This is a genomic window from Vibrio paucivorans, assembly GCF_054053395.1.
The window spans coordinates 2,127,067-2,151,833 of sequence record NZ_CM133230.1 but is presented as its reverse complement, the minus strand read 5'-3'; the positions used below and the strand labels follow the sequence as shown (position 1 = coordinate 2,151,833).

Annotated in this window: 22 protein-coding genes; 16 read left to right on the top strand and 6 right to left on the bottom strand. The window is 46.0% G+C overall.

What is annotated here, in order from left to right:
• The first annotated feature begins 180 nt into the window (after positions 1-180).
• The 3 genes from ACXABW_RS09810 to ACXABW_RS09800 are packed head-to-tail and all read left to right on the top strand — an operon-like array spanning position 181 to position 3,042.
• Positions 181-1,326 carry a hypothetical protein gene (locus ACXABW_RS09810; protein WP_457522447.1) on the top strand — a complete coding sequence of 382 codons (1,146 nt, stop codon included), beginning with the start codon at positions 181-183 and terminating at the stop codon, positions 1,324-1,326.
• Between the two features lie 16 nt (positions 1,327-1,342).
• Positions 1,343-2,221: a metal ABC transporter solute-binding protein, Zn/Mn family gene (locus tag ACXABW_RS09805; protein WP_457522446.1), complete on the top strand. Its 879-nt coding sequence runs from the start codon at positions 1,343-1,345 to the stop codon at positions 2,219-2,221.
• Between the two features lie 2 nt (positions 2,222-2,223).
• Positions 2,224-3,042, top strand: a complete 819-nt coding sequence (locus ACXABW_RS09800; protein ID WP_457522444.1) for a metal ABC transporter permease — start codon at positions 2,224-2,226, stop codon at positions 3,040-3,042.
• A gap of 99 nt (positions 3,043-3,141) precedes the next feature.
• Here the strand turns inward: ACXABW_RS09800 and ACXABW_RS09795 are convergent, their stop codons facing one another.
• The 4 genes from ACXABW_RS09795 to ACXABW_RS09780 all read right to left on the bottom strand — a co-directional run bounded on the left by ACXABW_RS09795 (position 3,142) and on the right by ACXABW_RS09780 (position 9,195).
• A complete protein-coding gene (locus ACXABW_RS09795; protein WP_457524998.1) occupies positions 3,142-5,298 on the bottom strand; it encodes a TonB-dependent receptor in 2,157 nt (718 codons plus the stop codon).
• A gap of 211 nt (positions 5,299-5,509) precedes the next feature.
• Entirely contained in the window at positions 5,510-7,435 is a 1,926-nt protein-coding gene (fhuB, locus tag ACXABW_RS09790; RefSeq protein WP_457524997.1) for a Fe(3+)-hydroxamate ABC transporter permease FhuB, read from the bottom strand.
• A gap of 78 nt (positions 7,436-7,513) precedes the next feature.
• Positions 7,514-8,404: an ABC transporter substrate-binding protein gene (locus ACXABW_RS09785; RefSeq protein WP_457522442.1), complete on the bottom strand. Its 891-nt coding sequence runs from the start codon at positions 8,402-8,404 to the stop codon at positions 7,514-7,516.
• Between the two features lie 23 nt (positions 8,405-8,427).
• The gene (locus ACXABW_RS09780; RefSeq protein ID WP_457522440.1) at positions 8,428-9,195 is read right to left on the bottom strand and encodes an ABC transporter ATP-binding protein; all 768 of its coding nucleotides are present in this window, start codon (positions 9,193-9,195) and stop codon (positions 8,428-8,430) included.
• Positions 9,196-9,590: 395 nt separating this feature from the next.
• On the opposite strand from ACXABW_RS09780, the gene ACXABW_RS09775 reads away from it, so the two are divergent.
• The 12 genes from ACXABW_RS09775 (at position 9,591) to ACXABW_RS09720 (ending at position 21,567) form a co-directional block, all read left to right on the top strand.
• Complete coding sequence (locus ACXABW_RS09775; protein ID WP_457524996.1) at positions 9,591-10,358, top strand: DUF3450 domain-containing protein; 768 nt, start codon at positions 9,591-9,593, stop codon at positions 10,356-10,358.
• A gap of 1 nt (position 10,359) precedes the next feature.
• Entirely contained in the window at positions 10,360-11,709 is a 1,350-nt protein-coding gene (locus ACXABW_RS09770) for a MotA/TolQ/ExbB proton channel family protein (protein ID WP_457522438.1), read from the top strand.
• Positions 11,709-12,275, top strand: coding sequence for a MotA/TolQ/ExbB proton channel family protein (locus ACXABW_RS09765; protein WP_457522436.1), 567 nt, complete (start codon positions 11,709-11,711; stop codon positions 12,273-12,275). Before ACXABW_RS09770 ends, ACXABW_RS09765 begins: the two co-directional genes overlap by 1 nt.
• On the top strand, positions 12,272-12,676 hold the full coding sequence (locus ACXABW_RS09760) for an ExbD/TolR family protein (protein WP_252027615.1): 405 nt from the start codon (positions 12,272-12,274) through the stop codon (positions 12,674-12,676). Before ACXABW_RS09765 ends, ACXABW_RS09760 begins: the two co-directional genes overlap by 4 nt.
• Complete coding sequence (locus ACXABW_RS09755; RefSeq protein WP_457522435.1) at positions 12,676-13,296, top strand: energy transducer TonB; 621 nt, start codon at positions 12,676-12,678, stop codon at positions 13,294-13,296. The genes ACXABW_RS09760 and ACXABW_RS09755 overlap by 1 nt, the downstream gene beginning before the upstream one ends.
• Before the next feature lie 32 nt (positions 13,297-13,328).
• The gene (locus tag ACXABW_RS09750; protein WP_457524994.1) at positions 13,329-14,495 is read left to right on the top strand and encodes a tetratricopeptide repeat protein; all 1,167 of its coding nucleotides are present in this window, start codon (positions 13,329-13,331) and stop codon (positions 14,493-14,495) included.
• A gap of 85 nt (positions 14,496-14,580) precedes the next feature.
• A complete protein-coding gene (locus ACXABW_RS09745) occupies positions 14,581-15,312 on the top strand; it encodes a siderophore ferric iron reductase (protein ID WP_457522434.1) in 732 nt (243 codons plus the stop codon).
• 72 nt (positions 15,313-15,384) lie between these two features.
• Positions 15,385-16,275 carry a helix-turn-helix domain-containing protein gene (locus ACXABW_RS09740; protein ID WP_457522433.1) on the top strand — a complete coding sequence of 297 codons (891 nt, stop codon included), beginning with the start codon at positions 15,385-15,387 and terminating at the stop codon, positions 16,273-16,275.
• Between the two features lie 207 nt (positions 16,276-16,482).
• Complete coding sequence (locus ACXABW_RS09735) at positions 16,483-18,663, top strand: TonB-dependent siderophore receptor (protein WP_457522432.1); 2,181 nt, start codon at positions 16,483-16,485, stop codon at positions 18,661-18,663.
• Positions 18,664-18,881: 218 nt separating this feature from the next.
• Entirely contained in the window at positions 18,882-20,063 is a 1,182-nt protein-coding gene (locus ACXABW_RS09730; RefSeq protein WP_457522431.1) for an OmpP1/FadL family transporter, read from the top strand.
• Between the two features lie 11 nt (positions 20,064-20,074).
• Positions 20,075-20,536 (top strand): magnesium transporter, encoded by a 462-nt coding sequence (locus ACXABW_RS09725; RefSeq protein WP_457522429.1) that lies wholly within the window; start codon positions 20,075-20,077, stop codon positions 20,534-20,536.
• Complete coding sequence (locus tag ACXABW_RS09720; protein ID WP_457522428.1) at positions 20,536-21,567, top strand: HlyD family secretion protein; 1,032 nt, start codon at positions 20,536-20,538, stop codon at positions 21,565-21,567. The genes ACXABW_RS09725 and ACXABW_RS09720 overlap by 1 nt, the downstream gene beginning before the upstream one ends.
• 88 nt (positions 21,568-21,655) lie before the next feature.
• Here the strand turns inward: ACXABW_RS09720 and ACXABW_RS09715 are convergent, their stop codons facing one another.
• A complete protein-coding gene (locus tag ACXABW_RS09715; protein ID WP_457522426.1) occupies positions 21,656-22,609 on the bottom strand; it encodes a LysR family transcriptional regulator in 954 nt (317 codons plus the stop codon).
• A 146-nt stretch (positions 22,610-22,755) separates the two neighbouring features.
• Here ACXABW_RS09715 and ACXABW_RS09710 point away from each other — a divergent pair, with 146 nt between their 5' ends.
• Positions 22,756-23,739 (top strand): helix-turn-helix domain-containing protein, encoded by a 984-nt coding sequence (locus ACXABW_RS09710; protein ID WP_457522424.1) that lies wholly within the window; start codon positions 22,756-22,758, stop codon positions 23,737-23,739.
• A gap of 64 nt (positions 23,740-23,803) precedes the next feature.
• On the opposite strand, the gene ACXABW_RS09705 is transcribed toward ACXABW_RS09710, so the two are convergent.
• Complete coding sequence (locus ACXABW_RS09705; RefSeq protein WP_457522423.1) at positions 23,804-24,757, bottom strand: LysR family transcriptional regulator; 954 nt, start codon at positions 24,755-24,757, stop codon at positions 23,804-23,806.
• Between the last annotated feature and the right edge of the window lie 10 nt (positions 24,758-24,767).

Below are 24,767 nucleotides of genomic sequence, written 5' to 3'. Positions count from 1 at the left end.
CTTTTGTAGCCAGTATCCATCATAGCTTTCCCTCCTAACTATTCGCTATCAAAAGGAACAGCGCTGCTTTAATAATTTAATTTACAAAATATTACATATCTAAGATTGGTAATTTATTGTTATGTTATAACATACTAAAAGTTAAAAGGTGTTACATTATAACAATTTAAGGACCCCGTCGTGAAAAAGACAACCGTTTCTCTTGCGCTAGCAGGACTTTTTGCTTCAACTGCTATGGCGAATACGCTTTCAAATCCACAAATTGGTGTGGTGCTGGATGGTTACTATCAAAATGGTGAACGGAACCATTCTGAGCGCAGTGAAGGCTTTGGCCTTGGGCATACTGAGCTAAACATGTCAGCGAATATCGATGACAAATTCCACGGTGCATTGACCACTGTACTTGAAAGCCATGGTGATGAAACCGAGTTACTGTTAGAAGAAGCTTTTATTGAAACCTTGTCTCTTCCTTACGGTGTGAATATCCGTGCGGGTCGTTTCCTGTCTGACTTTGGTTACTTAAACAATCAGCATATGCACACCGATAGCTTTGTAGAAAGACCGGTAGCATACCGTACGTTCCTTGGCTCTCACTATTATGATGATGGTGTACGTGCAAACATTGTTTTGCCAACAGACATGTACGTGAAGTTTGGCGTAGAAGCGTTCAGTGGTAGCAAGATGTCTGCGGTTGAAGACGGTGAAGATGTTGGTGTTTACAGCACTAACTTGAAGTTGGGGAATGATATTTCTGACTCTTCAAGCTGGCAGTTTGGCTTGAGCTACCTGCGTAACGAAAATGGTAAAACTGAGTCGTTCGGTGAAGATGTACACGTGCACAGCGGCCATGATCACGACCACGATCATAATCACTCAGCTACCGTGACTGGATCTAACCTTTACGGTGCGGATTTTGTTTGGAAGTGGGCGCCAAATGGCAATTACAAATACAGCAACTTTACTCTAGCGGCGGAATACATGCTGCTTGATGACATTGTTGATTCGAAGTACAGCAACGATGCACACTCTCCAGATACTCTATCGGCTTACTATGTCTCGGGTGTTTACCGCTTTAACCCGAGCTGGTCAATGGGCCTACGTTACGGTGAAGCTGAAACCTATGACGGCCACGCACACGGCGACCACATGCACTTCTCGGAGCTTAGCGATCAAGAGCTAGACGCTATGATTGCTTGGGATTCTTCGCACTTTGGTACGATTCGTGCGCAATACTCTCGTGTCGAAAACCAATCTGACGAAACAGATAATGTGTTCACGCTGCAGTACGTAATGACCTTTGGGGCGCATGGTGCTCATGCGTTCTAAGCGAATAGCAGTATTAATGGCAGCGGGAGCTGCCATAATTTCCTCACCTAGTTTTGCGCTGAATATTTTTACCTGTGAGCCAGAGTGGAAAGCGTTATTAGCTGAACATGCACCCGATGCCAGCATTTATTCAGCGACCACTGAGAAACAGGACCCACACTATGTTCAGGCTAGGCCATCGTTGATTGCCAAAATGCGTCAAGCAGATCTCGCGGTATGCTCTGGGTCGGAACTGGAAGTAGGTTGGTTGCCAATGCTTCAGGTTCGTAGCGGTAATCCGGTTGTCCAAAACAATGCGCAAGGGATGCTTTACACCTCCGACTATGTGAACAGGTTGGATACCCATGACCATGTCGATCGAAGCCAAGGTGATATTCATGCTCATGGTAACCCTCATGTTCAGTTTGCAGCCAATGACATGGTGGCGATTTCCCACGCAGTGACCAAACGACTTCAGGCTATTGATCCAGAGAATGCTCATCAATACCAATTCAATGGGATGAAGTTTCGTGCTCAGTGGCGTCAAAACCTTGCAACGTGGAGCGAGAAAGCCAAGCGCCTCGAGGGCAAAAAGGTGGTCGGTTATCACGCGACTTATCGGTATCTCTATGACTGGTTAGGGATGGAACAAGTGGCTGATTTAGAACCAAAGCCAGGTATTTCTCCTACCACAGCACATTTGCAATCTTTATCTAGTTTAGAGCCAAGTTCGTTTGACGCGATTGTGTTTTCTTCACATCAAGATAGCCGACCTGCCAATTGGTTGAACGGCCAAACGAACAAGCCTATCGTCCAATTACCTCTGACGGTCAAAAAAGGGCAGTCGCTTGATGAAATGTATGACGAGGTCATCGATGACTTACTCGCCCTTTTTGCTAATCCAGTGAATATTTAGGCATGCTAGCGGACTATTATTGGCTAGCGCCCGCATTTATTTGCGGGCTGATTGCATTGGTGGGAAACGTTGTATTAGGCCAACAGGTGCTGAAACGTGAAATTATTTTCATCGATTTAGCCGTCGCACAAGTGGCCGCGCTTGGTGCGGCGTTGAGTCAGTATTGGCTCAAGCATTTGGGGGTAATTCCGCAAAGTTGGTTAGGACAGATGATTGGACCATGGGTCTTGTCATTATTGCTGTGTGGTCTAATAGCCTTGATGGAACGACGTTACAAAGATCAGCTAGAACCAATGATTGGTAGCTTGTTTGTGGTGTCAGCTTCTGTTGCGGTACTGCTAGTCAGCAAAGACCCGCATGGTGCAGACTTTATTCAAGGGATCTTGAACGGGCAGCTGCTTTGGTCAACATGGGATGACGTGTGGCCGTTAGCAATCATTACTGCTGCCATGCTGGTGGTTATCAAGCTGAAGCCAAGCTTTATGCAGGGAAGTGGTTTTTACCTCATCTTCGCCATCTTAATGCCAATTACGGTGAAGTTGACGGGGATCTACCTAGAGTTTGCTTTACTGGTCATTCCTGCTTTATGTGCTTCCATGCTAGTCGGTTGGCGTTTTTTAGTCGCCAGTATCGGTATTGGTGCCTTTGGAATCGTAACGGGTATCGCTATGTCGGCTTACTATGATTTACCAAGTGGCGCGAGCATTGTAGTGACCTTGTTTGCTGTTGGCTTATTGTTTAATGTGTTGTCCAAACTAAGTGGTTGTACTGCATTACCGAAAGCAACAAAAGATAGAGCTGCTGATGCTACCAAGATATAAGTAGACAATGACTGCTAACCTATGGGCCACCTACAAAAGCAAAAGCCGCTGAATGATCAGCGGCTTTTCGTTATGGACTTTGGTTTGCTAAGTTTCGTATTAGTACTTAACTTGGTAGTTCAATGTGAACGTGCGGCCACGGCCGTTGTAGTCAAACATTGCGTTGTCACCATACCAGTACTTCGCACGCTGGCTTAGCATTGTGTCGTACTCTTCGTTAAATAGGTTACGAATGCTAAAGCCAAGAGAGCCAACTGGTAAGTGGTATGTACTCATTAGGTCAACCACTGTGTAACCATTTAGGCTATCGCCATCGGCATCTTCGTAGTCAAATGCTGTTGAGCTTTGAAGCTTCACGTTGTAGTCCATTTCTGTCCAACCAACCCAAAGATTCGCTTTCGATGTACTTGCATCTTCAGCGTTCATCTCTTTCCAACCATCCTCGGCTTCGATCTCAGACACAACGTAGTGACCAGACGCACCTAGGCTTAGTCGATCTGTTGCCCAGTAATCCACTAACGCTTCTAAGCCATACACTCGTGTTGGCTCTGCAACGTCAGAGATTGTGTGGTCATTATCGTAGTCATACAAGATTGAACCGTCTGAGTACGAGTAGTAAGCAGCTGTTTGGAATGAAACATCGGCGCCTTCGATACGATAGCCGAGTTCGTAACTGTTGGTCTTAATACCATCAAGTTTTGAGCTATTTACGTCGACAGGGTTGCCGTTAGAATCATTCTTACCGTAGTACTTCGCCGGGTTCGCTAGATTGTAACCTTGTGAGAAGTTCACCCATGTTTGCGAGTTTGAAGTCAGTTTGTAAATTGCACCTAGGTTAAATAGGTTAACTGAATAATCGACATCGCCACCTTCGTAGAAGTCAGAATCCGCATTCTTTTGGAAATCTTTTAATTCGGTATTGATGTATTGGTAACGATAGCCACCTTGTAACGATAACGCTTCAGTAATGGCGTACTCGGCTTGGATGAAACCAGCAAGTGCCGATGAATCAATGCCAGGATAACGACCGTCGTAGTGAGAGATGTTGTTGATTAGGCCGCCTGATTCGCTAGACGTTTGCGAATCGTAAATTGCTTGGTCACTGGTGAACTTATCAATGTAGCCATCAACACCGTAAGTAAGGTTCACAGAATCAAAGGATTTGTGTAGAAGCGCTTTTGCACTGATGATCTCAGTCTTTTGACGAGAAGAACTCAGGCTGAGTTCGTCTTTATATGGTTCGCCGTTGCTGTAGATACCAATGTAAGGCGTGTAGGTGTGATCCTCTGTTCGGTAAGAGAGCTCTGCGATAAATTGTTGGTTAAGCACGTTATCGTGAGAGTAGGCCGCACTCAGCATCATGCGCTCGGTACCTTGCTGTCTGTCAGAGTGGTAGCCATCTCTTACGTCAACAAAGTCATAGAAGCCATCTTCGTTCTTTTCGAAGTACAGACCATAAGGTGAGTCTTGTTGGCTGTCGTAATACTGAGCAAGAAGGTTCAAGCGCTGTTCGTCGCTAATGTTGAACTGCAATGTACCAAGTAGATCAATCGTGTCATTGAATTGGTAAGAACCTTGGCTCATGTCCGGAGTGACCATATCGCCATTTGAATCGTAGAAAGCTTGGGTTGTAGTGTAGGCAACCGCTGCACGACCGCTGACTTTGTCATTGCCGCCTGAGATAGACTGAGCGATTTTAAAGTCGCCATCTTCGCTACCGTTAAAGCCAGAAGTACCACTTACGTATGTTTCAAATGCAACTTCGTTGCTGTCTGCTTTCTTGGTAATGATGTTAATTACACCACCAGCTGCACCTGCACCGTAGATAGAGCTTGCACCTGAAAGCACTTCGATGCGTTCGATGTTGAATGGGTCAATTGCATCAAGCTGGCGGCTGATGTCGCGGATCGATTGTAGTGACACACCGTCGATCATCACGGTAATACCACGGCCACGTAAATTTTGTCCGGCATTAGTACGACCACCACTTGCAATGTCGAGTGACGGTACTGTTGCTGCTAGGATCTCATCAAGGTTCTTGCCAGCACGGTATTCCTGCTGGATTGCTTCTGAATCGATGTACCAAACTGTACCTGGGATCTCACTGATCGCTTTAGGTGTTTGGCTAGCCACAACAACCATTTTCTCTTGAGTCGTTGTGGTTTCTTCAGCTTGGGCGGTAATCGAAGTTGTTGCTGCAAGGGCCACTGCGACAGCAACAGACGAAAGGGGGAATTTCCTTATTGTAGGTTTCATCATCTTTCTCGGGTTGACGTTGTTAGTATTGAAAATAAGAACCGGAATGATAATTAGTTGCATTAATGTGATCAACTAATTTTAGAGAAATTGATGGAATATTAGAAAAAGTAGAGTTGGATGTTTTAGTGTTGTGAATTATCCGTTTTTAAATATTATTATTATCAATTAGATGAGGGCCGATTTAGCGATTGAAATAGACTGAACTCACCTAACGTCTCATCAAGTACAAGAAGTAGCCACCGCCGATTAGGGAAGCAAGTAGCCCAGCAGGGAACTGCCATGGGAACCAGACGACGCGCCCAATCCAATCGGCCATCACCATCACGGCGCCGCCGATCAGTGCTGCTGTTATCATTTGCGGTAGAGCTCGATATTGGTGTAAAGATCTGGCCATATGCGGAGCCAATAAGCCGATAAAGCTTAGCGGGCCAATCACAATCGTGCAGAGGGTTGTCATCGCCGCGACCAAAATGAGTAATACCAAGCGCACTTTTCGGCAGTCGACACCCACACTGTTGGCGCTGACTTCACCGAGCCCGATCAATTCAATCCAGCGATGTGAGGCCAGAGACACCGCACCAATGATAATGACGCCAAAGAGCAGCAACCAAATATCTTGGCTAGAAACCAAATACGTTGAGCCGGATAACCAAGTTAACAATGACTTCACATTATCTTGTCCAGACGTCATGGCAACGCGTAATAGGGCATCCAAGCCAGCACTGAGTGCAATACCTGTTAACAAGGTTTGAGTGGGTGCAAAGTTGTGTTTTCGTCCCATCAACCAAACGACAGCGGTAACAGATAATGCTCCTATCGTTCCCCACAGCATTTGTTCATGTCGTTCAAGTGACATACCAAGCACGGTGCCAAGGACCAAGGCTAAGGCTGCGCCAGAACTGATACCGAGAATCTCTGGGCTTGCCATAGGGTTATTGGATACTCGTTGAATAATGGTGCCCGCAAACGCTAGCCCAATTCCTGCAAGTAAAGCCACGGCGACTCTTGGTGCCCGCAATTCAAACAATGATTGCGTGATGGCGTAACTCCAACCAAACTGATTTTTACCAATAAATAGCGCAATCATCGCCACGATGAACACCACAATGGTTAATATGCTGAGTACAGGGATAAGTCGACGATGTTGATACTGCTCAACCACTTCGTCACGTGAACGCAAATCTGATTGCAAAGATTTGCGTTGTAATAGCCATAGTAAGAATGGAGCGCCAATCAGTGCAGTCATCGCTCCAGTTGGTAGCATTTCTCCTCCCACACCAGAGAAAGGCTGAATCACAAGATCAACCAAAAGCAGCATGGCTGAACCAATAACACCACTAAGTAAAATCTGACGCGAAAGGGTTCGAGCACCTAACATTCGAGCAAGCGCAGGGGCAACGATACCAACAAAACCAATTAACCCAACTTCGCTGACAACCGCTGCAGTAACAAAGATTGCCAGTGATAAACAGGCGAGCTTAATCTGTTTAATATTTACGCCAAGAGATGTCGCAACGCCATCGCCAAACTGAAGGGCTGACAGAGGGCGTTGCAGTGCGAGCAGTAACGCAGTAGGAATGAACACCAATGGGATAAGCATTTGGGTACTCGACCAGTCATTTTGGTTTAGAGTACCAGCCCCCCACACGAATAAACTGGTGAGCTGCTGCTCGTTCAGCAGTAGCAGCATCGTATTGAGGGAGCCAAAGAATAGGCTAACGACCATGCCAGCTAAAACCATATGTACCGGCGAATAGCCACGTTTAGCACTTAATGAGAAGACGAGAAAGGTTGCTAAGCAGCCACCGATGAAAGCTGGAATGAATCCACCGATCCCCATACTGGCAGGGATTAGCAAGGTACCTAATATCATGCCAAGTTCTGCACCTGCCGCAACGCCCAGCGTAGTAGGAGAGGCAATAGGGTTACGTAGCACAAACTGCATCACGCACCCAGCAATCGCAAGTGCAAAACCACACAATATCGCGACAACCAAACGGGGTAGGTAAGTTAAATGAGTGATCAGGTGCTGGTAATTTGTTTGGTCGTAGTGAAATAACGTATCCCACAGCAGTTGGATACCTTGAGAATAAGGGGCGGTAATGTCGAGTAACGCAATAACAATAGCGACCATTATCGCCGCAACTATAAGTAGCTTGCGGCTGAATGTAACGGGTAACTCGCTATCTTGGCATGTGGTTGTGTTCATTGATTAGTTCAATAACTGACGCGTGATGTGGTCACTAAATCGTTGTGCTGACAGTAATCCGCCAAAGGTCCAAATCGCTGGCAGTTCATAAACGGAATCGGTACGAGTGAACTCCATCGCTTGCCAAAGTGGTGAGCTGATCAGCTGCTGGCGTTCAGTGTCATTGAGTGGGCCAAAGATCATCAGGTTGGTTTTTTGATGCTCTGCTAATTTTTCGACCCCAGCCGTCGTAAAGCCCCATTGGTTAGTCTGTTCATGCCAAGAGTTTTCTAAACCCATAAGCGCGATGGTTGATTGTGCTAAAGAACCGTCGCTATGAATTCTTAGCGTTTTGTCGTTAATGAAACGAATAAACATCAGAGGCTTATCTTCATCCATCTGCTTACGAATCGCATCACCATTGTCAGCTAAACGTTTATGAGTCGCTTCAATGACATTTTTCGCCTGTTGCTGCTTTCCTAATAGAGCACCTAGTTGAGTAGTAATATGTTCTGCCGACTCAAGTGGCGCTTTTTTGTCGCTGTAGACTGTGAAAACAAGAACTGGCGCGATCTTTTGCAGTTGCTCGATAGCAGGTGCCATGTGTTGGCTGATCAAAATAACATCTGGCTTGATGTCAGTAAGCAGTTCTAGGTTGGGTTCACGACGAGAACCCACATCGATAGTACCAGGGCTCAGTTTTGGTTGAGAAACCCAAGTATCGTAACCAGGGACATCGGCGACACCATAAGGCTCAATGCCAAGGCTAAGTACGGTTTCTGTCAGTGCCCAGTCTAGGGTCACGACTTTGCTAGGTGTTGCGTCGAAATGTGCCATTCCCATTTCGTGTTCAATCTCAATTGCGCTCGCGTTGAAAGCAATCAGTGCAGCAAATAAAAGCGTTATGAATTTCATTCTGAGTTCCTACTACCGGACAGTTAAGGGATGTAACTGATAGGTTTGCCTGTTTCTGGGTGAGGAAAGAGCGCCAGTTCCATTCCGTAGATCTGTTGTAATGTTTGTGGTGTCATCATTGATTCTGGTGAGCCTGATGCGATGACTTTCCCTGAATGCAGGGCGATAAGCTCATCACTGAACTTTGCAGCCATGTTCACATCGTGCAGCACCATGATGACAGTTAGTCCTAAGCTTTTGTTGAGCTCTCTAATTAGTGCCAGCAATTCGTATTGGTGAGCTACATCTAATGCTGAGGTGGGCTCATCCAATAAAATACACTTACTTTGCTGGGCAAGTAGCATCGCTACCCATGCTCGTTGGCGCTCACCACCCGACAGCGTTGCTACAAATCTATCTTTAAACGGCGTAAGGCCTACTTTTTCGATGGCGTCATCGACCAACTGGTAGTCGTGTTTGCTGTATCGGCCAAAAGCGCCTTTCCAAGGGTAACGGCCAAAGCACACTAACTCTCGGACGGTCACGCCGTCGGTGATAGGTGGGTGCTGAGGGAGATAAGCGACGTTTAGTGCAAAATCTTGGTGCGAAAACTCAGAAACAGCCTTTCCTTCGAACAATACTTTGCCGTGACTGGGTGAGTTTTGCCTGCTGAGTAACTTTACCAAAGTCGATTTACCACAACCGTTATGACCGAGTAATGTCGTTACCTGGCCTTTATTAAAAGTAAGGGAAGTAGGCTGAAGAATGGTTTTGCCTTCAATATCAAAAGAGGCATCGACGAGTTGGTACATGAGTGAACGCATTATGCATAGGGTTATTATCAGGCGCTGACTTTACCATAAAATATGATTAATGATAACGATTTTCATAATCATTAGTCTTGGCGTATTTGATAGGATTTGTATTTATCAGAACTATGATTTGGGCGTCAGGATAGCTGTGGGTAGCGTACGGTAGATGATAAAATCCCTATTCGTTACCAAGTGATATTGTGAAAAGAGTTAATACCCTTACTTTATTTGTGATTATGGTTGGTGAACAATACGTTTGAAATATCGATTGGTATTTCAAAATAAAAGCCGATACAATCGCCGCCCTATTGATAATGAGAGTGTTTATCAATAAGGTATTTGAAAACACGACAACACTGTCTTTCTTCGGGATCGCTTCTAAAGTAAGTATCGCCATGAACATAATGAAATCTAGCTTCACCTTATTCCTCACTGTTTGCTCTGCCACGGCACTCGCTTCTGGTTTAGATAGCGCACAGTCTATTCAAAGTAAAAGCCACGCAGAATCGGCAAGCAGCCAAGTCAAAATCGACCGTAGCGCAGAAGCCGCGATGGCACACAAAGCCGAGATTGAACAGCTGCGAGAAGAGCTTAAGAATCTGGAAGTATACCGCGATCACCTTAAGTCTCTGGTCGATAGCCAACAGAAAGAAATTACCAGCATTGATCAGCAGATCGACCAAATCAAATACACTCGTCAGGGGGTAGTGCCTCTGATGTATAACATGATCGATGGTCTAAAAACATTGGTGGAAAACGACAAGCCCCTTCGTTTTGAACAGCGAGTCACTCGCATCGAGAAGCTAGAAGCCATGATGCCAAGAGCGGATGTGAGCGATGCTGAAAAATACCGCCGTATTCTAGAGGCTTACCAAATAGAGCTAGATTACGGAACTAAGCTTGGCCTTTACCGCGGCAGTATCGAAATGTCTGGTACTGAACGCATTGAAGCCGATGTGTTGTATTTAGGCCGCGTGAGCTTAATTGCGCGTAATTTAGGGGGTAACAAATACTGGTCTTGGGACGAGAAGTCTCAATCTTGGGTAACGGTTGATTCATCAAATAAAGCGGAACTTGATAAAGCGTATGCGATTGCTGCCAAGCAAGTGGCGCCAAGCTTAATTCAACTACCTGTATCTTTGACTGTTGCGGAGGCGAAATAACATGAAAGCTCGTATTTTTAGCACTGTTTTACTGTGTTCTCTTGCGTCTTTCGCGACTCATGCGACCGATGAATTAGCGCAAAAAGCGTCTACCGACAGGCAGCAACAGCAACAAGTTGAGAAACAAAGACGCGCTGAGTTCAACCTCTCGGAGAAAGAGCTTAACGCACTGAAAGCAGAGTTGACGGCCAAGCGAGATCAATTACAGAGCGAAACGGACGCGCTAGCCAAAACGTTCGGTGAAAACGAAAACACTCTAGCCCGACTAGAAGAGCAACTGCGCTTAGAAACCGGTAGCTTGGGCGAGTTGTTTGGTGTTGTGCGCCAAAATGCGAAAGAGCTTCAGTCGGAGCTTCATTTCTCGGTAACTGGGGTTAGTGAAAACACTCACTCAGCTGTTGTCGATGATATCGTTGCGGCTAAGTCACTACCTTCAATGCCGCAGCTAACCGGCTTTTGGCAGAGTTTGCTAGAACAAATTAACGCCAGTGGTGAAGTGAAAAAAGAGAATGTGACTCTTATCAATGGTGAAGGGCAGAAACAACAAGTGGAAGCCGTGCGCATTGGCGCTTTAGGACTGGTGACAGAAAATGGCTACATTGAGTGGAATGGCAAACGTGGTGACGCGGTTGAATACCGCAAACAGCCAGAGCAAGGGCCGACACTTTCCTCTCTTGCGAGTGTGTTATCTGGTGACATGTCTAGCGTGGTACTAGACCCTTCTCGTGGCATTATGCTAGAGCAACTGGCTCATACGCCAAGCCTATCAGACAGGCTACAAGCAGGTGGTGTAGTGGGTAAGATTATCTTAGGCTTATTGGCGGTTGGCCTTGTGATAGCGTTAGTTCGTGGAGTATCACTGGCAAACGCTCGTCGTAAGATCGCGGCGCAGCTTAAACAGCCGGAAAACCCAGGAGATAACCCACTTGGCCGTGTACTTGCCGTATATAACAAAGAGCAAAACCGAAGCGTAGAAGCGCTTGAGCTTCGCTTATTGGAAGCGGTAGTAGACGAACAAGCAGCGTTAGAAAAAGGTTTATCAATGCTGAAGCTTCTTGCAGCATTGGCACCGATGTTAGGCCTGCTTGGTACTGTAACGGGTATGATCGAAACCTTCCAAGTGATCACGCAGTTTGGTAACGGTGACCCTAAAGTTATGGCGGGCGGCATTTCGATGGCACTCGTGACTACCGTGCTTGGTCTTGTTTCAGCGATGCCACTACTTCTAGCGCATAACATTCTGAGCACTCAGTCTGAAAATATTCGCAATATTCTGGAAAAACAAGGCATCGGCTTAGTGGCAGAGCAAGCGGAAAAAACCGATCTTGAGCCTGTAGGAACGCCAGCGTAATGAACGATCTCATTTCAATCTCATTGCTAGAAAGCAGCGGATTGTTGTCTAGCCACTGGTACTTGAGTTTGCAGCAGTTCATGCAGCAAGGTGGTCAAGTATTATGGTGGTTGGCGGCTGTCGTCGCGGTGTTCTGGTGTCTTGTCATTGAGAGAGTATTGTACATCGCATTCTATTTCCCTAAGCAGCGCTCGGAGTGGATTGACGCTTGGCAACAAAGGCAAGACCATGCCTCTTGGCACGCCCGTGCGATTCGTGACAGTTGGGTTAGTCAAGCGCATATGGCGCTTCGCCAGAATCTCAATTTCATCAAGGTGCTGGTGGCAATATGCCCTATGTTAGGTTTGCTTGGCACCGTGACGGGTATGATTTCTGTTTTTGATGTCATGGCAAACCAAGGTAGCAGCAGCCCTAAGCTAATGGCTTCAGGGATTTCGTTGGCGACCCTGCCAACGATGGCTGGCATGGTCGCAGCCTTAGCGGGGATGTTTGTACACTCTCGTCTTGCCAAAAAATGCAATTTACTTGAACTGAAGTTAGAAAAATCTTTAAGGAGTCAACGATGAGACTCGGTCGACGCCACAATAAATCTGAAGAAGCACAAATCGATCTAACGTCGATGCTCGATATTGTTTTCATCATGCTGATCTTCTTCATCGTGACCAGTTCATTTGTTCGTGAATCTGGAGTTGAGGTCAACCGCCCTCAGGCTTCAAATGTTGCAAGCCAAAAAGATGCTGGGATCTTCGTAGCAATTACGTCGGCAAACGATATCTACATTGATAAACGTGTGGTCGATGCCGAACGTGTTCAAGCCACTCTCGAACATCTGTTATTGGATAAGCCTGATGCCTCTCTCGTGATTCAAGCTGATGAGCATGCGTATAACGGTACGGTTGTGAAGGTGATGGACGCTGCCAAAGGAGCAGGAGTGAAAAACATCGCACTGGCCGCGGAGAAACAATAATGGGGCGTATCTGGGTTGCTATTCCGCTGGCGCTGATACTTTCTGTCGGGCTGTTCAGCTTTATGGCATGGATGGTCGATAATGGTCATAAAGGCGCACCTAAGCAAAGTGAAGCGGTGAGCTTTAATATGGTGATGGTGGAAAATGAGCAGGAACTGCAACGTCGCCAGCGCAGCGTGCCGGATCAACCAGAGCCACCAGAAATTCCACCACAAGCTCAAGTTAGCCAAGCGAAGGCAGAAGTGAATCAAGTCACTTCGATGCAATCTGTACCATCACTTGGTTTAGATACCGCTGTTGATGGACTGGCGATCAATGCACCGACCTTCTCAGACTTTGGTGTTAATCAGCAAGCAATGCCGCTATATCGTGTCGAACCTCGCTATCCTGCCAAAGCACTTAAACGCTCAATGGAAGGGTATGTGATCATGAAGTTTACGATTGACTCAACAGGTCGCCCGACGGATATTGAAGTGGTGGAAGCTAATCCACGACGCGTATTCGAACGAGAAGCCATTCGAGCGTTGCAAAAGTGGAAATATCAGCCAAAAGTGATTGATGGTAAGGCCATTGCTCAGCTCAATCAGAGCGTTAAGCTGGAGTTCAAACTAGCAAAATGATGATACGCAAATACACAACGGTCGCTTTCACCATGCTTGTATTGGTGGCGTCACTCTCTTGGACACCGGTTACTGTTGGCGCTCAACTAACGCAGTACACTGCGGTTCGGGTGCAAAAAGCAAACACATTAGCGCAGGAAGAAAAGTATGCCGAGGCGATTGAAACCCTAAACGCTATCGATGCGAATGGTGCATACGATAAGGCTTACGTCGACCGTATGCTTGGGGTTTTCTATTGGCAATCCGATGATACTTCGGCTGCTATCAAACATATTCGCCAGGCTGTGGAGAGCGACTTGCTTGAAGATGAGCAAGCTTGGACAACCAAAAAAATGTTGGCAGATCTGTTGCTCAACGAGCAGGAGTTCTCAGAGGCTTTACCGTATTACTATGACTTGGTTAAAGCGGTACCTGATAGCCAAAAAGAAGACCAACTCTGGCTTCGTATAGCGCAGGCCCACTACCAAATTGAGCAGTATCGTGAGGTGCTTAACGGTATCGCGAAATACGACAAATTTGGTCATCCAGATGAAGTCACGCCACTATCGCTAAAATTGGGTGCACAGATGCAGCTTAAGCAGTGGGAAGGCGCGATTCCTACTCTTGAACGGCTAATTGTACTGGAGCCGAATAAGGTCAATTGGTGGCGTCAATTAGCCGGACTACACCTGAGGTTAGAGCAAAGTAAAGCGGCGCTAGACACACTAGCCCTCGCAACCCTGCAAGGTATTGAACTGTCTCAGCAAGACATTCACCTTAAAGCTCAGTTGTACGCACAGCGCGGGATTCCGATGCGTGCTGCGCAGACGATGGCGACACTTGAAAAGCTCAGCCAAGAATCGAAGCTCCTAGCAGAGCAGGCGACATATTGGCAAATGGCGAAAGAGTGGCAAGAAGCGATTGGCACTTGGAAACTGGCGGCACAGTTGGATGAAAAGTACTACTGGAACCTGGCCCAGCTACAAAGCCAAGAGGGCCAATATAAAGCTGCCCTAGCTTCGTTGGATAAAGTGACCGATAAGTCGCGTAAAGCTGATGTTGAACTGGCTAGGGTGCGAGCCCTGTATAAGCTTAATGATATTGATACAGCGCTGGTTCATGCAAAACGAGTCAACGAAATTAACCCGTCGAATGAAGCTCAAAGCTGGGTGAAGTTTCTAACACAGTTACGTGAAGCTTCTTCGAGTAGCAAAGTGTAACCCAAGCTAATCCATATAATAAATTGCATTATTATTTGTATCGAACTATGCTCTAGCGTCCAAATCCGGAACCGTTCAAACAGCAATGCAGACAGACTCATTTTTCCAACAGCTTTTTGATTACTCGCGTCAAGTCACACCATACTTGGAAGGGGAAGTGACGTCTTGCCCACGGGATAAGACTGGATTTGGCTTTGTTCATATCGACAATGATTGTTCTGGTGATATTCAAGGCTTGTACCTACGCTTGAAGCAAGAAAACCCAGAAGCTGGCGCGGCCTATTGGTTGACCCGAACATGGGATTTACTCTGCTGGCAACCAATGTATTTGGCCTTTGTCTCTATCTATGCCTGTCATGGTCTGCCTCCACTGAAGCGCATGGGGCAGGGTATACATGCCCACTTTATTGCAGGGTTCAGCTTCGAAAGCCATCAACATACCCATGCCTCTCAGGAAGAGTTGATTGACATGGCCGGGCGCGATTTACAAGAGCTCTACTCGTTTTATCGCCAGTCTATCGACAGCTGGACTCGCATTCGCCCGGGTTTTACCCACCACTTGATCGCCGATGGTATTTTAGGTTGTCTCATCAAGTTGCAAAACTTTGTACCGGAGTTAACCAACGACTATCTTCTTGCTCAAGCGCAGCTCTGGTTTAAAGCATTTCAACTACCCGAGAAGTTGTTAGCAAGTTTGCGAGTTGATGACGAGACAGGGCATCTTAAGTTAGTAAGAACCAGCTGTTGCTTGGTGTATAAATGCGAGGGGCGAAAGCTATGCGCAGATTGCCCTCGTCATCCTGATAACAAGAAGTAATTCAGTTGGTGCATCGAAGTGATGGATGGGTATACACTGGACTCACTTTTTAACCACTCACCGTTATGACATATGAAAGCGTCGACATCAGCAAGCCATAGACTCAATAGAATCGAGCAAGTGCTAGATTATGTCGATCAGCATATCTCCCAGCCCATCTCTTTAGAACTGCTTGCCGAGAAAAGTTGTTGGTCTCGTTGGCAGTTACAGCGAGTTTTTCAGGCATACACCGGAAAGAAAGTCGCTCAGTATGTGCGAGAGCAGAAGCTTTCTCATGCTGCGGAGCTTGTGCTCGGCAAGCAACAGCGTATGTTAGACATCGCTTCTGCTTGTGGATTCGGCTCTGAAATTGCTTTTAGTCGGGCGTTCAAAAAGCAGTTTGGCTTAAGCCCAAAGCAATATCAGCTACGTGGTACGCGAACGGGTATTTGTCAGCGAGTCGTCCGTGCGCCACAGCCCTCTTCCTCTCAGGGGGATGTGTTTTATCAAGTTAAAATTGAACACTCAAATAGATTCGATGTGGTTGGGGTCAGCCAACCGGTGCAAGGCTTAATGTCGACCAATCCAGATTACTTGCAAACGGTTCCACTCGCTTGGCAACACTTTCAAAAGCTAACCCATGATCAGCCCTTTGAGCGATATGTCGGCGTGTTTCAGTTTGATAGCGATATATTGGAAGGGTCACTCAGTTACTTTGCGGGGACGGACGCTGCTAATGTCACACACCCGCTAACTGAAACACTAGACTTGGTCTCTATCGATGAAGGTCAATATGCTGTCTTGAAATACGAGGGAGAAATTGAACGTTTTTCCGAAGCAGTCAGTTGGTTTATTTTCCACTGGCTTCCTCATTCAAGCTATATCGCCTTAGATGGAAGTGAGATAGAAGTGTACCAGCCTCAAACTGAACAAGGCTTTATTAGTGTCGAATACTGGTTACCTGTCGCACCTAAAGGTGATTAAAGGGAGTGAAGGAAAGCCTACAGGGCACGGTGTTGCAGTCATTTCACCTTTTAACCCGATGAAAAAGTTCCCTATCAATAAATTAATCAGTTAAGTTGCACCAAATGGTTAAGTTTTCCGATTCGTTCTCGGATATCATGCATGCAAATGATAACAATTATCACTAACATTCCATTTACATCTATCGGATACGACTTGTAGGGACTTATGACTATTCAAAATTCACGCCCGTTATTCGTACGTACTTCGCTTGCGTGCGCTATCTCTATTTCATTGTTGGCCTCATTCCAAACTGTTGCGGAAGAAACGGAATCTTCGGACGTTGAGACTATTTCTGTATTAGGTAAAGCTTACCGAAATACTGCGACCAAAACGTCACTGGAGCCAGAAGAAACGCCACAAGCGATTAATGTGATTGAAAGTGAGACGCTAGAAGCTAGAGGCGTGAAGTCTTTAAACCAAGCGTTGCGTTATACACCGGGCGTAGTGACAGAGCAAAAAGGCTCGTCGGTCACTATGTACGATACGTTCAATATCCGTGGTTTTGATGTGAGCCAAAGCTATTATGATGGCTTGGTTTTGCAGTCTCTAGCGGGTTGGAATCTACAACCTCAGATTGATCCAATCGCATTGCAGCAGGTCGAAATCTTTAAGGGGCCTACATCGGTACTTTACGGTGCGATGCCTCCAGGTGGTATGGTGAATATGATTGCTAAATCACCACAGCAGGAAGCGAATACAGATATTGGTGTTGCTACTGGTTCTCGTAACTTAATGGAAGCATCGATTGACAGTACTGGGCAAATCGGCAATTCAGATCTCAACTACCGCTTCATTGCGTTAGCGAGAAAGCAAGATGGCCAAGTCGACCATACCGAAGAGGAGCGTTATGTCATTGCACCTTCGATCGATTGGAATATTAGCGAGAAAACGCTACTTAATCTGAATATCTACTATCAAAATGATCCAGCAATGGGGATGAACTCTTCGATGCCTGCATCGGGTATGTTTGTCGATAACCCTAACGGTAGCACTAACCCAAATACTTTTGTTGGTGATAAAAACTGGAGCACGTTTGAGCGTGAAGTCTTTTTAGCTGGCTACAAATTTGAACATCAGTTCAACAGCAATTGGTCGTTCTTACAAAACTTCCGTTATATGAAAGCGGATTTGTACCAAGAGAACACTTACCACACCGCAGATCAATTCGACCCAGCAACTGGGAACTTGGATCGTACCATCTACGACACAACCGAGAAGTCGGAAGGTATCGTGATCGATAACCAGTTGTCCGCTAAGGTGATGACGGGCGACGTTGAGCACAACATTCTATTTGGCCTCGACTACCAGAAGTTGGATGGTAATTCGCTGTACAACGAGTACGGAAGTACTAGCCAGTTTGGTACGTTTAACCTATTCGACCCAAATAACGACATGATTGATCGCGGCCAACTCTCTAAGACTTCCGAATACGAAGACAAAGTGAAGGTTGAACAACTAGGCATGTACTTCCAAGACCAATTGCGTTGGGATCGTTGGGTGTTGATTGCTGGTGGCCGTTACGATCAGTTTAAATCGAGTAGCGACTACACTGGCCAATATCAGTATGGGCCAGATTGGTACCCTTACGAAAACTACACAGAAGCGGACCAAAACCAATTCTCATACCGCGTGGGTGGACTGTACGAATTCGAAAACGGCGTGGCACCTTTTATCAGCTATGCTACCAGCTTTGAACCAACGGCAAGCACCGAAGGTCAGAACTACAAGCCAGAAATGGGTGAGCAAGTTGAAGTTGGCGTGAAATATATGGCGCCGGATATGTCTAAATCAGGGTCGATATCGCTGTTCAATATCGTGAAAAGCGATGCCTTGATGGCAGATCCTCTAGACCCATGGGGCGCAAAACTGCAAGTCGGTGAACTCACCTCTCGTGGCTTAGAAGCGCAAGGTACGTGGTTTATTACTGATGCCTTGGATATTGCTGCAAACTACACCTACCTAGATGTAGAAGTTACTCAGGATAGTGAAAATGGCTTAGAGGGCACCACTCCTATCTATATCCCTGAGCACGCTGCGAACCTGTGGGCGAACTACTTCGTTTACGACGGTGCGCTTGCGGGGACTCGTGCAAGTGCAGGCGTTCGCTATGTCGGTGAAATGCAGATGGACGCGACCAATACTCAGGGTATGGTGCCAAGCTATACGACAGTTGATTTATCGTTTGGTTATGACATGAGTTACTTATCTAGTTCGTTAAGTGGTGCGTCAGCTAACTTGATCGTGAACAACTTATTCAACGAAGAATCATACACTTGTTACGACATGTACAACTGCTGGTACGGTGCTGAGCAAACAGTAGAGTTAAACGTGAACTACAACTTCTAAGTAACAGCGTAATTACAACTTAAACAACAAACCGCATACAAGTTCCTTGTATGCGGTTTTTTTATATCTTTTGTGAAAATCAAAAAAATGCCTGAATGATAGCTGTATCAATGACTATGCATTTAGCGTATACCTGAAATGTTTTTAAATGATTTGAAGTGATGTCTTGTGTTGCCCTAGTTTTAGTGTGTTTATTATCATTTACTCTAGGAATCACAATGGCAAAAACAATGTTCCGTATAGCCGGTTTATCGGTTTTAGCGGCATGCAATTCGGCATTCGCTAGTGGAGTATTTTTGCAGGAAGCAACATACGCAAATATGGGTACGGCAGGAGCTGGAGATGCAGTTTACACTGGATCCGCTGCCTCCATTTGGAGCAACCCAGCGATTATGTCTCATATGGATAAAGAGCACACCACAATCTCGGGCCTACTACTTAACTTGGACGTAAAGTATGAAGGTGAGGGGACTGAAGGGCACAGTAATACAACGATGCCTATTGCCAGTTTTTACCATGTGATGGAGTTAAATGAAAAACTAAAACTGGGTTTGGCTTTCAGTACGCTTGGTGGTGCAACGCTAGATTATGGTGACGGCTGGCAAGGCGAAAACCAGCTGACAGATGTTGCACTTCTTACATATCAATTTAACCCATCTTTGAGCTATGCGATAAGCGACAAGCTTTCTATCGCTGCGGGCCTACAAGTTGATTACGCTTTGTTCCAGCAAAGCTCCGCTTTGGCCGAACTCGACACCGCTGATGATTTTGCCTACGGCTACAACTTGGGCGTAGTTTTTCAAGCGACAGATAAGGCCAGAATTGGCTTGTCTTACCGTTCTAAAATTGAACATGAGTTTGATGGTGACTCAACAGTCAGTGCCGTTATCTTAAAGCAAACGGTGACTAGAACGGGTACGTATAGCACCGAATTTATCCTTCCTGCGACAGCAGACTTAAGCCTTGCTTATCAAATGACAGACAGGCTCGACCTTATGACGTCTGTTCAGTGGCATCAATGGTCTGATATGCAGTCAACAGATGTCGACTTAACGAGCCCTGAGGGGACGCTTTCGATTAATCGCGAATGGCAAGACGTATGGCGAGCATCAATTGGGGGCGAATATCAACTTACAAGCAGTTGGAGCCTAAAAGCTGGCTACGCCTATGAAACGTCTCCTATAGATGACCCTGCAAACCAAAGCCCAGACCTACCTGTGGGCGAACAGCACCGTTATTCCGTGGGTGTAAGCAAAGCGTGGACAGACAGCAAGCTAGACATCTACTACGAGTTCGCAGACTTTGGTGAAATGGATATCGAGCAAACTGGAAAAGCAAACCCATTGGACGGTGTTCTAATCGGCCACGTTCACTTTGTTGGTATGGCGTACACGTTCTAGAGGGCTAAACCATGAAAAAAATCAAAGCGATTCTGATGTGGCTTGTTAAAGCCATCGCAGTAGTGTCAGCACTGGCTGGCACATCATTCTTCTTTTCTACTTTGTCACTGATCCACGGTAAAGAGATGCCAGCGAGCGATTTCGTTGGTGGCAACCCGAGCATCATAAACTTGCTGAATTCCGAAGTGTTCATGGGGCTAATCTTTGTGATCACTCTGTCGATTTTTGGGTATGTCGGTTACTTATTGTGGCGCTTACATGAAGTGGCGGTGCATGAAACACAACATAAAAAGAGCGCTCACAGCAATCTAGTGTTTATCTTATCGCTGTGTGGTTTGTTTATTAACAAAGTGTGGTGGATTTTCGCGTTAATTATCGCCTTTACTCGTTGGGATGTTATCAGTGATGGCTTGAGTGCGATCATTCGTAAAGGTGTTCAAGATTCAAAATCAACAGGTGAGGAGACGAAGTAATGAAAGAAATTATGCTGCCTTATATCCTGATTTGCTGGCTGTTAGTTAAAGCTGGTGTCATTAAGTGGAACTTGAAGAATGCAACGATTTTAGTGTCCTTTGGTGCTTTTCTAGCAACGACATTGTTCACCGTTAGCCGATTTTGGGCGCCTGTGGATCTTACCGATAGCAGTACCGTGAAGGCTCCTCATGCGGTCCTTAGCCCGCTAATTGGTCAAAAAGTGCAAGATGTTTACGTTAAGCACAACCAAGTGGTTAAGAAAGGTGACTTGTTGTACACGTTGGAATCAACGTCAGATGTTGAACAAATCAACGGCTTGAAAGCACAGCTAAAAGCGATTGAGCACGAAATTGACGCGACGGAAACACAAATCAAAACCGACGAGAAAAACCTACAACGTATGGAGAAATTGGACGAGTACAGCAGCGAAGTGGACCGCGATGACTTGACCAACAAGATCCAGCAAGGTTACGCGACGCTTGCGTCTAAGCGTGCTGATATCGGCAACATTCGCGCGCAAATTGCAGAAACGGAATGGCTTAATGACCTAAACCAAGTGGTTGCGCCATTTGATGGCCAAGTGGGTGTGGTTAACATCACTAAAGGCACGCGCACCGGTAACATGCACTTATTCAACACCAGTAAGAAGTTCATGGAAATGCGTATTCCAGACCAATCTTTCCGTTACATCAAGGTTGGTCAGTTTGCCGAGTTCTATGTCAACTCGCATCCTGGTGAAGTGTTCCGCGGTAAGGTTCACAGTATTACCAGTGGCACGGGTGAGTCGATGGTGTCGGTTCAAAACGGTGCTCAGCGCGTAACTCAACATGTCGGTAATAACATGGGAACTCATGGCCGTACGGTGATCATTGAGTTCGAAGAACCAGAGGGTTACCGCATTCCACTCGGTGCGAAAGGCGCAGCTTGGATTTCAGCAACCAAACCACACCCAATGCTTGGTTTTATGGACATTATTGGTGGTGCGACGGTTCGATTGAAATCTCTGAAGGCTTACCTAAGCGCACTCTAATTACTTATCGATACATCCGCTCTATAACGACAAAGTGCGAGTTCAAAGAACTCGCACTTCAACTCTATGCCGCTAGCGCTTTCGCTGGCTAGGCATTCGGTGTGCTCAGCACATCACTTAATGTATTCAGTATGAGTTGTTTAAGCCATTGATGAGGGCGGCTGTTTTCTGTGCGCTTATGCTCAATCAAGTACACGTCGACCAGTAGTTCGCTGTCATCCATGGCATAGATAGGAACGAGAGTATCTTTCAAGTTCTCGAGCTCGGCCACTTTGTGAGACGAAGACAGCACAGTATTCGTTCCCTGCATCACCTGAATTAAGGTCTGAAGCTGCCCACTACGAAACGCAATATCACGCATACGCCCTTTGGAGTGCAGGTAGCTGTCGATCGGGTTTAGCAATCCGTAGTTAGAGCGAATATCGAGTGTTAGGTCTACGAAGCGATAGGACAGGCAATCCTCCAGTGTCACGCTTTCTTTCTGAGTTAACGGGTGATCTGGAGCCACGTAAAACATGGCGTAGGTTTGGCCGATCTTTTGCGCTGGCATTTCCATCTCGTTGCCAGGTTTCTCGATGTGGATGGTGAAGTCAACGATGCGCTCTTGCAATTGTTGGCACGGATCTCGGGAGATCGGGAACTCAAGCAAGCTAGCTTTGGGTGCTTCCGCCATAAAGCGTTTGGCCAAAGGTACAGACAAAAACTGGCTCATCAAGGGTGGCAGAGAAATGGTAAAGGCTTGCTCACACTCCTTGGGGCTAAAGCTAGTTGCGGTGACTAACTGTTGCATCGCTCTAAGCAGCTCATCGAGTGGCGCTTGCAGCTCCAACGCTTTTTGGGTCGGAACTAGGCCGTTGGATTCGCGATAGAACAGTGGATCGCCAAGTAGATCGCGCAAGCGAGACAAGGTTCGACTCATTGCCGGCTGGGAAAGGTAAAGCACCTTAGCCGCTTTTGTTACGTTCCTTTCCTTGATCAAAACACTCAGAGAGACGAGTAGGTTGAGGTCAATTCTGGATAGTTGTTGCTCTAATGTAACCATAGAAATGCACCAGGCGTATATCAGTTATCCTTTTTTTACATTGGTTCTTATATCTATACAAGAGTAAATTACGTACAGATGTCGATTGTTAGGGCTTTTTATCGTTTTTGTATCGACACCTTTAAATTAAATATCCTAGGTAAATTATGATTCCGTTAATTCATACAATGTACTTAGATGGATTTATTAATGCTCTGGAAGGAAACGCAGAACGTAAGTCACAGCTTTATCGTGATGCCATGTGTCCTTTTCCTCAAAAAGAGGAAACTCGACTTGTTTCGTACGCTAGTTTTGAATCTTTGTTGCGTAATACTGCCCAGCAGTACGGTAAAGAAAAGCTGGTCGAAGCGATTCAATGCAGCATTCAAAACGATATCTTACCGGTCTTGACTCAAGGCCTCGTCGATTCGACGTCTTTATTCCAATGGAATGTGGCGCAAGCTGTCTATAACTCAGAGCCGCACCTTGCCGGTTTCTGGATGGGCGCAACACATCACTATGGTAAACCAATCTTAGTGGTAGAACCGGTTGAGCAGTCGAGCGTGAAATTTGTCTTTGCTGAGGTCTATTTCTCGATCTTGTCGTTGGAGTTATACCGTCACTTACTCAAAGATATCCCAGTAAAATCTAATCTATACCTTAAGGTCGATGAGCTTAGTGATATTCACCATTACTTGGCGAAAGTTTATCAGCAACAATGTGTGCTGTGTTTTGCGCAGCCGTACACTGGGATCGAACTGTTGCCGACCGAATGCAATTCGCCAACACCGTTGTTTTCGGTGAAATCTCATGGTGTCGAGACATTCAGCGAATCATTGAAAAGTGCGCTTGGGCCAATATTCGATGAGCACGACATATCGCTCGATGTTGCTTCTAGCGTGACGTCAATTCCACGCCGTACCATTCAGCGCCGGTTGGAAAAAGAAGGGCTGTCCTTTCTCAAGATTAAAGAATCGTTAATCATCGACAAGGCACAGTCACTTAAGACAACGGGTAAAAACATTACTCAAATATCGACGGAGTTACATTTCTCATCGGTCGGGCATTTCTGCCGTTTTGTTCGGCGCCGATTTAATCTCACTCCGACACAACTATTTGAGCAGTTGGGTCGTGAAGCTCAAGCTGCATAGTAGTCTTTAGCATCAATAAAAACGCCGGATAAGTTATCCGGCGTTTTTTATTTTTCTGAAGAGTTTAACGGTGGGTGCTAAGAGCTTTTTGTAAGTGTTCTAGCATCACTCCCGCAAACCACTGATGCGCTTGACTGTGCTGCGTTCGCTCGTGTTGTACTAAATGTAAAGCTACGTTGTACCTTTCCTCATGTTCTAATGTATAGATCAGCTGAAAATTGGTATTGAATCCGGGTAATGCTTGAATGGTGTTGGTACCGAACAGCACAGAGTCGGATTCACACATCCTATCGAGCAAAATCTGTGTTTGAGAGCTTCTAAGTTTAGGCTGGCTCTTGAGCATAAAGTCTTCATACAGCTTTTGAATGGGCGCACTGAACGAGTGCGTTTGATCTTGTTCCACCAACATGCCGAGTAATGGGAACTGTAGGATACGTTCGATATTAACTTGGTTCTCTTTTGTTAGAGGATGGCCTTTTCTAACAAATAATTGTGGGAATAGGGTGCCCACCTCCTGAGAAATAAAGCGCTTAGTATTCGATGCTGAGTAATGAAAAGCGAAGTCGATTTGCCCTTGGTCTATGGCGGTGAATGGATTAGCTTTTGCTGGCTGCTCGACGATATTGACCAAGGGTGCGTCACAAGATAGTCGACGCATCAGGCTAGGCATTAAAGCGCTTGAGATAAAGGTAGGTAATGAAATAGAAAATGTGAGTTTACATTCTTTGGGAATGAATGATTGCTCTGAAAAAATAGTGCGCAACGAAGGCAAAACGTTTCGCAGTTGAGTTTCCAACTGTAGTGCTTTTGGTGTCGGTACTAACCCACTTGCAACTCGAGTGAAGAGTGGATCGTCAAAGGTTGTACGCAGCCGCTTTAAGGCTCTGCTCAAAGCAGATTGGGATAGGTGTAGTGTCTCAGCTGCGCGAGTGACATTCTTTTCTCTCAGTAATACATCTAAAGTCACTAGAAGGTTCAGGTCGACTCGTGAGAGTTGCTGCGCCGTTTCGTTGGTCATTGAAATGCTA